General features: G+C 41.6%; 13 protein-coding genes. 6 read left to right on the top strand and 7 right to left on the bottom strand.

Annotation, left to right across the window (positions count from 1 at the left end; all coding sequences use genetic code 11):
• Positions 1-99 precede the first annotated feature (99 nt).
• Positions 100-1,089, top strand: coding sequence for a hypothetical protein (locus IEV61_RS18065; protein ID WP_188418459.1), 990 nt, complete (start codon positions 100-102; stop codon positions 1,087-1,089).
• A 120-nt stretch (positions 1,090-1,209) separates the two neighbouring features.
• On the opposite strand, the gene IEV61_RS18060 is transcribed toward IEV61_RS18065, so the two are convergent.
• From IEV61_RS18060 to IEV61_RS18030, 7 genes are all read right to left on the bottom strand, one after another.
• Positions 1,210-2,088, bottom strand: coding sequence for a glycosyltransferase family protein (locus IEV61_RS18060; protein WP_188418458.1), 879 nt, complete (start codon positions 2,086-2,088; stop codon positions 1,210-1,212).
• Positions 2,089-2,092: 4 nt separating this feature from the next.
• Entirely contained in the window at positions 2,093-3,184 is a 1,092-nt protein-coding gene (locus tag IEV61_RS18055; RefSeq protein ID WP_188418457.1) for a glycosyltransferase family 4 protein, read from the bottom strand.
• Positions 3,185-3,198: 14 nt separating this feature from the next.
• A complete protein-coding gene (locus IEV61_RS18050; protein ID WP_229747201.1) occupies positions 3,199-3,993 on the bottom strand; it encodes a glycosyltransferase family 2 protein in 795 nt (264 codons plus the stop codon).
• Positions 3,994-4,214: 221 nt separating this feature from the next.
• Positions 4,215-5,015: a DUF5672 family protein gene (locus IEV61_RS18045; RefSeq protein WP_188418456.1), complete on the bottom strand. Its 801-nt coding sequence runs from the start codon at positions 5,013-5,015 to the stop codon at positions 4,215-4,217.
• A 5-nt stretch (positions 5,016-5,020) separates the two neighbouring features.
• Positions 5,021-5,968 carry a hypothetical protein gene (locus tag IEV61_RS18040; RefSeq protein ID WP_188418455.1) on the bottom strand — a complete coding sequence of 316 codons (948 nt, stop codon included), beginning with the start codon at positions 5,966-5,968 and terminating at the stop codon, positions 5,021-5,023.
• Between the two features lie 10 nt (positions 5,969-5,978).
• Positions 5,979-7,007: a glycosyltransferase family 4 protein gene (locus IEV61_RS18035; protein ID WP_188418454.1), complete on the bottom strand. Its 1,029-nt coding sequence runs from the start codon at positions 7,005-7,007 to the stop codon at positions 5,979-5,981.
• 146 nt (positions 7,008-7,153) lie between these two features.
• Positions 7,154-8,443, bottom strand: a complete 1,290-nt coding sequence (locus IEV61_RS18030) for an aminopeptidase P family protein (RefSeq protein ID WP_188418453.1) — start codon at positions 8,441-8,443, stop codon at positions 7,154-7,156.
• 151 nt (positions 8,444-8,594) lie between these two features.
• Here IEV61_RS18030 and IEV61_RS18025 point away from each other — a divergent pair, with 151 nt between their 5' ends.
• The 5 genes from IEV61_RS18025 to IEV61_RS18005 all read left to right on the top strand — a co-directional run bounded on the left by IEV61_RS18025 (position 8,595) and on the right by IEV61_RS18005 (position 14,092).
• Positions 8,595-9,938, top strand: coding sequence for an OmpA family protein (locus tag IEV61_RS18025; protein ID WP_188418452.1), 1,344 nt, complete (start codon positions 8,595-8,597; stop codon positions 9,936-9,938).
• 69 nt (positions 9,939-10,007) lie between these two features.
• On the top strand, positions 10,008-10,151 hold the full coding sequence (locus IEV61_RS18020) for a DUF6728 family protein (protein WP_188418451.1): 144 nt from the start codon (positions 10,008-10,010) through the stop codon (positions 10,149-10,151).
• Positions 10,151-10,531: a RidA family protein gene (locus tag IEV61_RS18015; protein WP_188418450.1), complete on the top strand. Its 381-nt coding sequence runs from the start codon at positions 10,151-10,153 to the stop codon at positions 10,529-10,531. Before IEV61_RS18020 ends, IEV61_RS18015 begins: the two co-directional genes overlap by 1 nt.
• 23 nt (positions 10,532-10,554) lie before the next feature.
• Positions 10,555-12,663 (top strand): ATP-dependent DNA helicase RecG, encoded by a 2,109-nt coding sequence (gene recG / locus IEV61_RS18010; protein ID WP_188418449.1) that lies wholly within the window; start codon positions 10,555-10,557, stop codon positions 12,661-12,663.
• 34 nt (positions 12,664-12,697) lie between these two features.
• Entirely contained in the window at positions 12,698-14,092 is a 1,395-nt protein-coding gene (locus IEV61_RS18005) for a M20/M25/M40 family metallo-hydrolase (RefSeq protein ID WP_188418448.1), read from the top strand.
• The last annotated feature ends 51 nt before the right edge of the window (positions 14,093-14,143 follow it).

Genomic DNA, 14,143 nt, shown 5'->3' with positions numbered 1-14,143 from the left:
TTAAATTATTGAATAAATTATGTTAACACTGTGCCATATTGATGCAAATATCTATCCACCAATAACTAATAACCACTCACCAATCCTATATTTGCCGCTATGGCGGAAACTTTATACAACCCGTTTACCCGTTTTAATTTTAGCAACCGCAACTGCTTTTTAACCGGCCAAACATTAACCAGCGAAGAAGAAAAGATCCAAGTTTTTCCGGCCTGGTTAATGAGCCGCTACCAGTTGGAAGACAAGGTAATTAAGCTGCTGGATGAAAGCTATATTGGCTACAAAGACCTAAAACTTCCCTGTACTACTGCGGTAAACACCCAATATATTGAACCGCTGGAAAGCGAAATAGAAACTGCCTTTGCCCAAGGCTATGAAGGCGTACAGCAATTAGAGCCCGTTAAAATATTTCAATGGGCGGGCAAATTATTGTACGGTATTATATTTAACGAATTGCAGGCGGGCATACGCCAGCAACATGCCCAAGGCGAAGAATTTACGGTATCGCAAGGGTTAATACACAAGTTTAGCCACCTGCACCTCATGCTGCAAAGCCTGAACCATCAAATTACCTTTGATGGGTTTACCCCATTCAGCCTGTTTTTATTTAAGGTAGATAACCCCGAAAACGAGTTTGCCTATCGCGATGAAATTAACACGCTTACCTTTTCGCTACGTATTCAGGATTTTGGCTTAATTATTTGTCTTCAAGACAATGGCAGCAACCGCCGATACCATGAAGAAATAGTAAAGCAGATTGAAAATGACACCCTGCACCCTATTCAATTTGAGGAGTTTTGCGGACGGGTGTTTTACTCTGCATTTTTGTTTAACCGTTTGCCCGAGTATGATATTTTGCCGGTGGCCGATGAAATTTTTGTGGAAGCAGCCCCCCTACGGGGCACCAGCGGCCGGCCGCTTTTTGATGAATGGCAAAACAAAACTTACGGGCAAGTGCTCGAAAACTTTTGGAAACCATGGGGTTTCCTGCTGTTTGAGATCATTAAAAATGTAGACCATCCAATGAGCTTTTTATTTACTCGCGATGGCCACAAGATAGGTGCCGAGGCAATTGACCTGCATAAATAGCTTTTGACAGTTATGCTCAACCCGTCATTGCGAGGTACGAAGCAATCCCTGCGGAGAACGGCAGTTCGTTTACCTATTGGGTAAAGATCAATTAGGATTTCGCAATGGCGCGATGTTATATCACTTTACAATCTTATAATTCCGGTATTCACTCAACCGCCAGCCGGTTAGGTCCTCAATTTTTTGAAGGATGCGGCGGCGAAGTGACATTTTCTTTTTCAGCTTAACCAGGTCTACCTGTAGTTTCCAATTTTGGGCGGCAACCCGCTTCTGCATTACGGCCGGGTGTGTACCCTCGAAAGGCAGCATACGGTCGGCGTTATGGAAATCAAATTCAAAGGTTTGCGGCAGGTTTTCGGCCACCCAGGTATCATCATGATAAAACTGGTTAAAGTTACGCAGCTTACTTTCCAACCCTTTAGGCGGCTTTACCCAGCCATAGTGGTAAATATAGGCATGAATTAGTTTGACGTTGATCTTACGTTCATACCACCTAAAACCTTGCGCATCGCGGTACGAATGAATCTGTTTGTTATTTCGAACAATACGGATCTCGCGGCGGTACCAGCGGCGCGAATGGGCGTAGTAATCATACGAACCATAAAAATGCAGGTATTTAAACAGCAAACCTTCAACAGCAGCATTGTTCAGGTTGGCTTCCATTTCCTGACGAATAACAGGCAGGTACTTTTCGTGCACAACCTCATCGCCCTGGATATAAAAAGCCCAGTCGGCATCGGGAGATATGGCCGCAAAGGCTTTATCGGTTTCGGCGGCAAACACAGCACCACCTTCGCGTATCGATTCGTCCCAAACTGTATCCACAATCCTGATCTTGGGCGAATTAATACTGCGGATGAGATCGCCGGTACCATCGTCACTGTTACCCAAAGCAACCACAATCTCATCGCAAATGGGTAATATAGAGGTTATAGCCTCTACCACCGGGTAATCATTTTTTACCGCGTTGCGAATAAAGGTAAAGCCAGCTACTTTCATGGGGTTACAGTACAGATTGGTAAACTTTCAGCGTGTTTTGAACGCATTGGTCAAAAGTAAATGAGGAGAGTCGCTGCCGTCCTTTGCTTTTCAGTTCTTCCTGCAAATGCCGGTTATTAAGCACAAGCTCTACCGCTGCTTTCATAGAATCAGCGCTTAACGGGTCAAAATAAATAGCGGCATCTCCCCCTACCTCAGGCAGGGCTGTATTGTTACTACAAACTACCGGACAGTCATTTGCAAAGGCCTCCAACAAGGGCAACCCAAACCCTTCGTGTAAAGATGGGAAAACAAAGAGCCGTGCTTTGCTGTACAAATACTTAAGCTGCGCATCGGTGGCATTTAGCTGGATGCATTGATCTGCTATACCCAAATCTAAAAAAACCTTGCTTTCCTCTTCCGAATATTTACCCCCACCCGCACATACTAAGTTTAAAGTTGAATCAAGTTTTAATAAAGCACTTATAGACTTAATAAAACCTATAAAATTTTTGTAGTGCCAACGTTCGCCAACAAACAGTATATATTTGGCTGGCAAAGTTAAGCTTACATTTTCCATGATGGTGTTTAGTGTGTAGCCATGATGCACCACAGAAATACAATCTTCAACCTCCGGATAAAATTTAATTATTTCCTGCTTAGTATGCTCAGATATTGCAATAATGGCATTTGCTGCCCCTATGACCTGCTTCTTATGAATTATGATGTGAGCTGAATCGGGAAACAAATCAGGATGACGCTCATAAATCATATCATGAACTGTGATTACCAGCGGCTTTTTGTTGTGCTTAATAAAATAGGTATCAAAATAGGTGGGGTGGAGTAGGTCATAATTCCCAAACTTGATATACCGTTTTGAAAATTTCTTATTCCACTTATAAATCAAATCACGCTTGCCTGAAAATAACTTGTGGCCTAATACATTATTAAGAACCGGCTGCTGATCTTTTAAATACTCATTTTCAGAATATAAAACAGCAATTTTGCTGGTATAACCAATAAGCTCATTAATACCTTTGTTTAAACCGGCAAAATATCGGCTTATACCGCCGTACTTTTGCAGAGAAAACATTTGATGATCAAATAAGATTTTCACGATTGCAAGGTTAATTATCTGTATCTGCCCGGATCTTGCCGTAAAAGTTTCCCTTTAGTTCTTCTAAACATGAAACGCAGCCAAATTATAAGCCCATGGTTTTCAAGAATAAGTTTTGGCTTGTCTATATTAAATTCCACATCAACACCTGAAGATGCTCCGGTATGATTAAAATCTGCTACAATCAGGTCAAAATATCTAAAATGTAAGCCAGGATCCTTCCAGCACCGCATGTTTAATTCATGATCGGCAGATATTTTGTATTTCGTGTTAAACCTGTATTTATCAAAAACCCGTTTTGGATATATCATAGCCTGATGACAAATAGTACCTTTGGCATGCATATAAGCCGTTACCTGTCCACGGAATTTGATTTTTCTCAATAACACATTGGCATAATAAATTGTAGATTGATCTTTTACCTCGTAAGCCAGTTTAGAGAAATCATCAAACAAAACATCATCTGCACCTAAAAAGTATACCCATTCACCGGTAACATAATTCAGTGCTTTATTCATCGCATCATAAATGCCGCCATCTTTTTCGCTAAGCCATAAAGCTATTTTATGGTCATTTGCTTTAAGTATGTCAACGGTACCATCTGTGCTTAGGCCATCCATAACCACAATTTCGATGCTTGGGTAGGTTTGTGCATAAATACTATCAAGAGCAGCCTGTAAGCAATGCGCTACATTTAGTGTCACAATTATTATTGACAGTTTGCCTGGTTGTTGATCGTTGTTAATTGTCAATGCTATTATTTGTATAAATGTCTGAAATTTAAAAACACCAAATAAGGTATTGAACAAAGTTAACTTGTTAACCGCATTTCTGCGAATTTTGAGCCGTCTATATTGAGAGAGGAGTCAGCTAATGCAGCAAGAGTGTCATCGGTTGAAGCATCGTGAACCACCACATTCAATGTTTGGATAACGTTGACCAATAAGTATATCTTATCATTATCGCAAATACTGCTGACAATTACAGGTGCATGAAGCGATAGAAGCAAGAGGCTGATTAATCACGGCAGTTAAATATTGTAATTGAATTGTTTAAAAATAGGCCGCCAAAAATCAACATTCCGGTCCCAGGCATGACAACCAAACGGAAGCTCCTGATTAATACTTAATGCCAGGTCTGGAGCAAACTCAAAGGCAAACTTTAATCCTGTTTGCCACGAGGGTATATTAAGTAGCTTTTGCTTTCTATTTACCTCAATACTCCAAAACATATCCTCGTTATACTCGTGCGCAGTATTAGAAAGGTAAAAAGCAATTTGTGATTGCATGCTAATAGTTAGTTCTTTGAACTTCTTTGTGCGCCTTAACGACAGGCCACCATTTCCAACCTTATTCATAAATTGCCTGCTGCTGGGCACACCTTTACGCTTTACATTGAAACGTGTGTAAACATAGGCTTTGAGCTGCAATTCCCATCTTTTTAACAGTCCGTCGTTTTTAGTGCGAATCCAAGGTGCCCCTACATAATCAATATTTTGATTGCACCAGTAAACTAATTCGTCTTTAAATACAAAAGCATCCAACTGATAAATAAGCATATACTCGTAAGTAATAAATCTATCATAAAACTCTGTAGATAATAGTAAGCGATTGTAGCCGGCTATGCTCTTAAAATAATCGTCACTAAAACTCTCCTCACTATCAAAACTAAGCGTACGTGCTGCATCAGGTAAAGTCAGCGAGGCTGGTTTAACCGCAATAATTGTATAAGCCTTTAACATGTGCTGGCATTGCTGTAAAGCAATTATTTCGTAAGCAGATAAACTGCTACGATAAAAGGGAATAACAATAACCACTTTTGACGTATCCATTCGCATTAATTTTTTGCGTTGGCTAATTGTTCTACCAACGATTCAAAATGGTCTTGAAATAAGAAATCATGCGCGTATGGCCCTTCGGGTACCACGTTGATGATCTCTAAAGATAATTCAAGCATGCGAGGGGCTTTTAATCCTTCGGCTATAGAAAACGGAAACGATTGATTGCCAATAAAGAATTTACATCCGGCAATTATTTGAGCCATTTGCAGGAAGTTTTCCACCGATAGCCACTTTATACCGGGTAAGTGCTTTTTAATATCCTGGTATTCAGGCTCAATACCTATAAAAACCAAGTTATTGAATTTATTAAGGTAAGTATAGTCGATGGTTGTGTTTTGATAACGCCCACTGCGGGCAATAACAATGCTGTTGGCATATTTCACATCAGGCTCAACAGATAACCAAGACTTCCACAGTTCTGCATTTACCCCCGTAATGTACCCTACCCAGCGGGCTATGTTACCTTGCATAGGCAATATGCCCGCCCTAAAATAATCCATATCAATATGAATTTCTTCGTCTGTAAAAATCTTGCAGCTTTCTATATAGGGCTGTGTAGCTATAAGTGGTATAAGCAACGCAGCCATTTTATCATTCAGCATAACATTACCAACCGGGTGCGAGTTGTAGTTGGGTAAGTTATTAGGCCTGTTTAAACGCAAGTATACATTAACAGGTACACTGGTAAGTTCATTTATCCTTTTAATGGTGGCCAGTGCGTATATAATATCTCCGGCATTGCCGCTGTGTAAAACATTTAAGCAGCCAGCACTTTGAGCCACTGCCTTTATTTTCTCAATGTTATTAAGTTTACCCGAGCCAACAAGATGCTGGGTGAACTGCAGGTTGTTATAATTCTGCAAATCCCACTTATATTCTTTATAGGCAAAACGATTGGTATGTTTTAGCCATAATTTACTGAATATATCTTTCTTTTTAAACATGGTATCTAAATTACTCGCCGGTCTTCAAGCATTCTGCATAAAGCGCCAAATATTGCTGCGCTGTTTTCTCCCACGAAAATTGTTCGGCATGCGCTATGATGGCACCGGACCGGTCTTCATCCACATACCGCTGCATACCTTTATTGAAACCCTGCTGCATGTGCTCGGGTTCAAAATTATCAAAATAATAGGCCACATCTCCACCCACTTCGGGCAAAGAAGTGTATTTAGATAAAAATACCGGTTTACCAAAATACATGGCCTCAATAACCGGCAACCCAAAGCCTTCGGTTTTTGATGGAAAGATGAAGGCACTGCAATTTTTATAATACCAAGCCTTATCATCATCGGTTATGGCACCGGTCACTTTTACCCTATCCAGGCAATTATATTTTTCGGCCTCTTGTAATATTACCGCTTTATGTGGCGTTTCTGGGCCTGCTATAATGAGTTCATAATCATTATTTGCTAACAAAGCAGGTAACAAATGAAACCCCTTTTGCGGCGATAGCAAGCCAATAGTGAATAGGAAGGGCTTTTGCGGAACGTAAGCCGGTGTATGGTTATCAGGAACTACTAATTTATCGGCACCGTTATATATAACACTGATCTTTCCCTGAGCAGCGGGGCAAAATTTTAAAATATCGTTAGCTACGAATTGCGATATGGTAACCACCCGGTCGCATTGTGCTATGTATCGGTTTATTTTATTGACATGTGCTTTAATACGCCAAGGCTTACTCTTATTAAGGTGTACCTTATTAATATCATGAATGGTAAGCACCTTTTTGCCCTTTACCATACCTGGCTTTAAGCGGCAACGTTGATCGGTAAAATGAACCAGGTCAAACTTATGGTGCTGCGGAAAATACAATTGATGCCATTTTGATAAGTAAAGCAGGTTGGGCATACCTTCAAACTGGTAGTCGGTATCTTTAAACACATAGTAAGTTAAGTTGGCACTACCTGCGTTTTGCTGTATCATAGCATCACCCAAACCTTTTCCAAAAGAAAAGTAACCCGAGTTTGGGTTGATCATTGAATCGAACGTTACTAATATGGCTGGCTTGGACATCTTGTGTTCACAAATATAAAACTAAAATGACCATGCTTTTTATCCAAAGATTTAAGCATGGTCATTAACATATTGTTTCAGCGTCTTGTTTCCTGGCTATTGCTTCTATATTAGCTATTCATGATCTCTTCTATATGCTCTGCCTCAATTGGAATATTTGCCATCAAGTCGCGGTTGCCTCCAGGGGTTATTAAAATATCGTTTTCTAAGCGTATACCTAAACCTTCCTCAGCAATGTAAATACCCGGTTCGCAGGTTAAAATGTTACCAACTTCAAATGGTTTATAACGGCTGGCATAATCGTGCACATCTAAACCCAAATGGTGTGAAGTACCATGCATAAAGTATTTCTTATATATAGGTGCCTTGGGGTCCTGCTTTTCTACATCATGGCGGTCTAGTAAGCCTAAGCCAATCAGTTCACTGGTCATCACCTTGCCTACTTCATCATGGTATTCGTTCCAAACCGTTCCGGCAACCAGCATTTCAGTGGCCTCTTTCATTACGTGCAATACGGCATCGTACACTTTACGTTGGCGTGGCGTAAACCGTCCGCTCACCGGAACAGAGCGGCTCAGGTCGGCGTTGTAATTGGCATACTCGGCTCCAAAATCAAATAAAATCACATCACCGTCATTACAAACCTGGTTGTTATCTATATAATGTAACACAACGGCGTTAGGGCCTGATGCGATAATAGGTGTGTAAGCATGACCTGTGGCGCGCTGCCTAATGAATTCGTGTGTAATCTCTGCTTCTATTTCATACTCGGCAATGCCGGGCTTAACAAATTTAAGTACCCGGTTAAAGGCATCGCCGGTAATATCGCAAGCTTTTTGGGTCAGTTCAATTTCAGTGGCTGATTTGATTACCCTTAAGTCGCGCAGCAATGGGGCCGAGCGCTCATAATAGTGTAAAGGGTATTTTGCACGAAGGTCGGCCAAAAAGCGCAGGTCACGGTAAGGCACACCCGGTAAAAAGCGATCATTCTCATTCGTGTTTATATAAATGTGCTCGGCATAGTTCACAATACTATGCAGTATAGCGTCAAAATCGTGTAACCAATACACGTTGTTTATGCCTGAAGCCTGCCTTGCTTCTTGTTTGGTGTATTTATGGCCTTCCCATACAGCAATATATTCGTTGGTTTGTCTTAAAAAGAGTACTTCTCTGTATAGTGGATTAGGACAATCCGGAAAAAGCAACAATATACTTTGCTCCTGATCAATTCCGCTGAAGTAAAAAAAGTCAGCATTTTGCTTAAATACAAAATTCTGGTCGCCGCTGCGTGTATATTCGTCATTTGCATTAAACAGGGCAATAGAATGCGGCTTTAATCGTAAAACGAAATTATTTCTATTATTAATAAATAAGTTATTGTCTATAGGTAGATATTTCATAATTGATGCAGTTTTAATCTTTTTAAAACATTTTTTTCCATTTATTTGTCTCCAATATTAGAAAATTGGAACAGTGTTTGGTGATGCATCAAACATAAGTACTAATTTTTTAAAGTAAAATCACAATTAAAAATTGTTTAATCTTAAAACTATGAACTATTCTACATTAAAGAAAACGGCTGCTCTTTCAGTTGCGTCTTTACTGGCAGCAGGCATCGTAAGTGCCCAAACCATGTCAACAGACTCTACTAAAAGCATGTCAACAGGAACTGCCAAAGTGTTTGGCGGCAGAGGTCAGTACAACACTTGGAGCTTTGGCTTAAACGCTGGTGCAGTTTCTCCGGTTGTTGCTATCGGTGGTGTACATGATTACACAGACTACGTTGTATCGTTAGGTTACGGTGCTTCATTAAAATGGCAGTTAGCTCACTCTTTTGCATTACAATTAGATGCAAACGGTGGTAAAGTTGCTGGTAACAACAACAGCGCTATTGGCGGTACACGTGATGGTTTCCGTTCATACGATACCCGTTTCTGGCAAGGAACTTTGAGTGGTAAAGTAAACGTTGCTACTATCGATTTCTTACGTCGCAAAAACTCAGTTAACTTCTTCGTTAACGCGGGTGCTGGTATGATCTGGTACAACCCACACTACATTACTCAAAACAACACTGAAGGTCGTTACTTAAACACTGACGGTTCTAAACACTACGTTAAAAGTTTAGTAATCCCTGTAGGTGCTGGTGTTAAATTCAGACTATCTGATGCATTGGGCTTAAACTTAGGTTATACTGTTAACTTCACTGATGACGATAACTTAGACGCTTTGAAAAGAGCTTACCCAACCAAAGACAAATATTCTTACGGTTACGGTGGTCTTGAGTACACTTTCGGTTCAAGTTCAAAACCAAACTTAGAGTGGGTTAACCCGGTAGCTATGATGTACGATGAATTGTACGATGCTGCTTTACGTCAAGAAGTTGAAGCTTTAAAAGGTCGTGTTACTAACGTTGAAAACGCAGTTAACGATTTGAAAAAAGATTCTGATGGTGACGGTGTTTCTGATCAATTTGACAAATGCCCTAACACTCCAGCTGGTACTGTAGTTGATGGTGCTGGTTGCCCAATCAAATTCCCAGCTGCTGATTCAGTTGCTACTACTGCTGCTGCTTACTCAAACATCCAGTTTGATTTTGATAGCTCTGTATTAAGAACTTCTTCTTACAGCGTTTTAGATGCAGTTTCTGCTGACTTACGTGCTACTTCTGGTAAAACTGTAACTTTAACTGGTTATGCTTCATCTGAAGGTACTGCTGCTCACAACATCCGTTTATCTAAAGACCGTGCTAACTCAGTAAAAACTTACTTAGTAAACTCAGGTGTTGAAGCTAAACGTGTTAAAGTAAAAGGTGCTGGTGAAACCAACCCAATTGCTGACAATTCAACTGAAGAAGGACGTGTAATGAACCGTCGCGTTGAATTTGCTCAAATGTAATTAATACAAAAATTAATACTTTTAAAAGGCTCCGGATAACCCGGAGCCTTTTTTTGTTTACTTTTGTTTATGTACTTCTTCCGAAAAAAAGACGACAACAGGCCCAAAAGCTTCAATTTAAAGGTAATGCATACCATTAATGCCATTGCCATTATTATGTTTCTGACAGCCATTTTATGGAAGCTGTTTAACGTATTTATCCTTAAAAAATAATGAGCACTATAATTAACACACCTAATGCACCTGCACCTATTGGCCCTTACAACCAAGCTGTATTTGCTGGTAATTTACTTTTTATATCAGGTCAGATTGCTCTTGACGCCCAAACCGGCGAACTGGTAATGCCTGATCTGGCTACTGAAACACATAAGGTAATGGCCAACATTAAATCTATCTTAACCGAGGCAGGACTTGATTTTGGTGCCATTGTAAAAACAAGTATTTTTTTGAAAGATATGGGCGATTTTGCACAGGTAAATGAAATTTACGGTTCATATTTTTCAGGAAATTTTCCTGCCCGCGAAACCATACAGGTTGCCAGTTTACCTAAGAATGTAAACGTTGAAATTTCGGTTACTGCTTATAAAGCCTAACCCGTTGTTAGCAAGTTAACAAATTGAATTCGCAGGTATTTCAAACACCCATTGAATATTTAAAAGGTGTGGGCACCGCCCGTGCCGAGGTACTTAAAAAAGACCTTGGCATTTTTAAATATGAAGACCTGCTACGGCATTTTCCTTTCAAGTATATTGACCGTACCCGGTTTTACAAGATCAGGGATATCAATCCCGAATTACCGCATGTACAGGTAGTAGCCCGTCTAACCCACAAAGAGATATTGGGCGAAAAGCACACCAAACGCCTCATTGTGCACGCACAGGATGATACCGGCGTAATGGAGCTTGCCTGGTTTCAAGGCATTAAATGGGCTGAAAAAAACCTGGTAATTGGTAAAGCTTACATCATTTTTGGCAAGCCTGGCATGTTCAATGGCAAGGCTCAAATGGCCCACCCCGAAATTGAGCCGTATTCGCCCGAAGCTTTAAAGGGTAAAGGCAATGTCTCACTGCAACCGGGTTATAACTCTACCGAAAAGCTTAAAACCTTCTCTCTAGACAGTAAAGGCCTGCAAAAGCTCGTCGCTATTTTACTCGATCAGTTTGCGCGTGAGATATCTGAAATTTTACCGCAATACCTGCTCCAAAAACTTAATCTAATGAGCAGGGTTGATGCATACCGCAACATTCATTTTCCTGAAAATGCCACGCTCCTTTATGAAGCACAGCGCAGGCTTAAGTTTGAAGAGCTTTTTTTGATTCAGCTGCGCCTGCTAAAATCCAAACTATTGCGTACGCAAAAATTTAAGGGAAACATTTTTGGGAGCGTTGGCCAATGTTTTAATACATTTTACCATGACAAAATCCCGTTCCCACTCACCAATGCGCAAAAACGTGTATTAAAAGAAATACGGTTAGATACGCAGCGCGGTGTTCAAATGAACCGGTTGCTGCAGGGCGATGTAGGTAGTGGTAAAACGGTAGTGGCGCTTATGAGTATGTTGCTGGCTATTGATAATGGCTTTCAAACCTGCATAATGGCCCCTACCGAAATTTTGGCCAACCAGCATTTTATCTCTATAAAGCAGTTGCTGGGCGATGACTTTGTTGAAGTAGCCCTGCTTACCGGCTCCGTTAAGAAAAAAGACCGTAAGATCATTCACGAAAATTTGGAGAACGGAAAGCTTAAAATATTGATAGGTACCCATGCCTTAATTGAAGATGCCGTGCAGTTTCAAAATCTGGGCTTTGTGGTAATTGATGAGCAGCATCGCTTCGGCGTAGAGCAACGCGCCAAGCTTTGGCGCAAAAACACCATTCCGCCGCATGTATTGGTTATGACGGCTACTCCCATACCCCGCACGCTGGCTATGACATTGTATGGCGACCTGGATGTATCGGTAATTGATGAACTGCCGGCAGGACGTAAACCCATTGAGACCTTGCACTTTTATGAAAGCCAGCGCCTGCAAATGTTTGGCTTAATTAAACGCGAAATTACGCTGGGACGACAGGTATATGTGGTTTACCCACTTATACAAGAAAGTGAGAAACTGGACCTGAAGAACCTGATGGATGGTTATGAAACCATGTCGAGAGAGTTTCCTCTACCTCAATACAGATTAAGTGTAGTACATGGTAAGATACCTGCTGCCGATAAAGCGTTTGAAATGCAGCGCTTTGTAAAAGGCGACACACAAATTATGGTGGCCACTACGGTAATTGAAGTGGGCGTAAACGTGCCCAATGCCTCGGTGATGATTATTGAAAATGCCGAACGCTTTGGTTTATCGCAACTGCACCAGTTACGCGGGCGTGTGGGCCGTGGTGCCGAGCAGTCTTATTGTATCTTGATGAGCGGTGGTAAACTAAGCCGTGAAGGCCGCATACGTTTAGATACCATGGTACGCACCAATAACGGTTTCGAAATATCGGAGATTGACCTGCAGCTACGCGGCCCGGGAAATATTGAAGGCACGCAGCAAAGCGGTGTATTAGACCTTAAACTGGCCGACTTAGCTACCGACCAGGAAATATTATTACAGGCCCGTAAAATAGTGGAAGATATATTTGCACGCGATCCTCAACTGGCGCTACCCGAGCACCAGGTACTGCACTATGCATTTGCTTCTAAAAATGCCGGTTTAAGTTGGGATAAAATTTCCTAATCGCTATCTTAACGGCATCAAACGCCATTCTTTCATGAAACTAAAATCTACCGCGCTTTCTTTAGCAGCTGCCATTGGCTTATCCTTTTCGGCCAGTGCACAAACCGATTCTTTAATGCTCCGCAAAATATTTGATGAAGCTTTGGTAAACGGCCAGTGTTATGACAATCTTCGCTACCTGTGTAAAAAGATAGGCCCAAGATTAAGCGGCTCGGCAGGCGCACAAAAGTCGGTAGAATGGAGTAAGAAACTCATGGAAGGTTACGGCTTTGATAAGGTTTACCTGCAAGAAGTGATGGTACCGCACTGGGTCCGCGGCGAAAAGGAACAGGGCTTTATTGTAACAGGTAATATCCGCACGCCTGTAGCGCTGGCAGCACTGGGTATGTCGGTTGGTACGCCAAAAACAGGCATTACTGCCGAGGTAATTGAACTGCAAAGCCTTAAAGAACTGGAAACCTTAGGCGAAGCTAAGATCAAAGGTAAAATCGTTTTCTTTAACCGCCCTTTTGACGAACGTTTTGTTGAAGCAGGAGGTGCTTATGGTACCGCCGGCGATCAGCGTAATGCAGGCCCGGGGGCAGCATCAAAATATGGTGCCGTAGCTGTTATTGTTCGCTCGCTTACCAGCGCACTCGATAATTATCCGCACACCGGAGGCACCAGCTATGGCACTAATAAGCCTATCCCGGCAGCGGCCCTATCTACGGTTGCGGCTAATAAACTAAGCGCTATGCTAAAGCAAAAGAATGCAGTGCCGGTAAAGTTCTTTTTAAGAACCAATTGTGAAACCCTGCCCGATGTTTTATCATACAATGTTATAGGCGAAATTAAGGGTACCGAAAACACTAACAAGTATATCACCGTCGGTGGTCACTTAGACTCATGGGACCTGGCCGAAGGCGCACATGACGATGGTACAGGTGTGATGCAATCGGCAGAAGTACTGCGTATTTTTAAAGCATTAGGCTACCGCCCTAAGAACAACGTTCGTGCTGTGTTTTTTATGAACGAGGAGAACGGCCACAAAGGTGGTATCAAATATGCCGAACAGGCTTTGGCCGATAAAGAAGAGCATATTGCCGCTATAGAAACAGACGAAGGTGGTTTTACACCACGTGGTTTCAGCTTTGAGCGAGCTACTCCGGTATTCTTAAAAGGTATTAATCAGCAATGGAAACAATTATTTGAGCCTTACGAAGCCGACCGCTTAACGGCTGGCGGCGGCGGCACAGATATTGGCCCTTTACGACAAACCCACCCCAACATACAATTGATCGGTTTCCGCCCCGATTCGCAACGGTATTTCGATATTCACCACACACCCAACGATGTGTTTGAGAATGTGAACAAACGTGAACTGGAATTGGGTGCTGCTTCTATTGCATCTTTGATTTACCTGATAGATCAGCATGGGTTAAGTTTTTAATATTATGGGTAAACTGATGTGTTGCAAATCCTTAAATTTGCAGCACATCAT

Source organism: Mucilaginibacter galii (genome assembly GCF_014635825.1).
GTDB lineage: Bacteria > Bacteroidota > Bacteroidia > Sphingobacteriales > Sphingobacteriaceae > Mucilaginibacter > Mucilaginibacter galii.
This window is presented reverse-complemented; position numbering and strand designations above follow the sequence as displayed.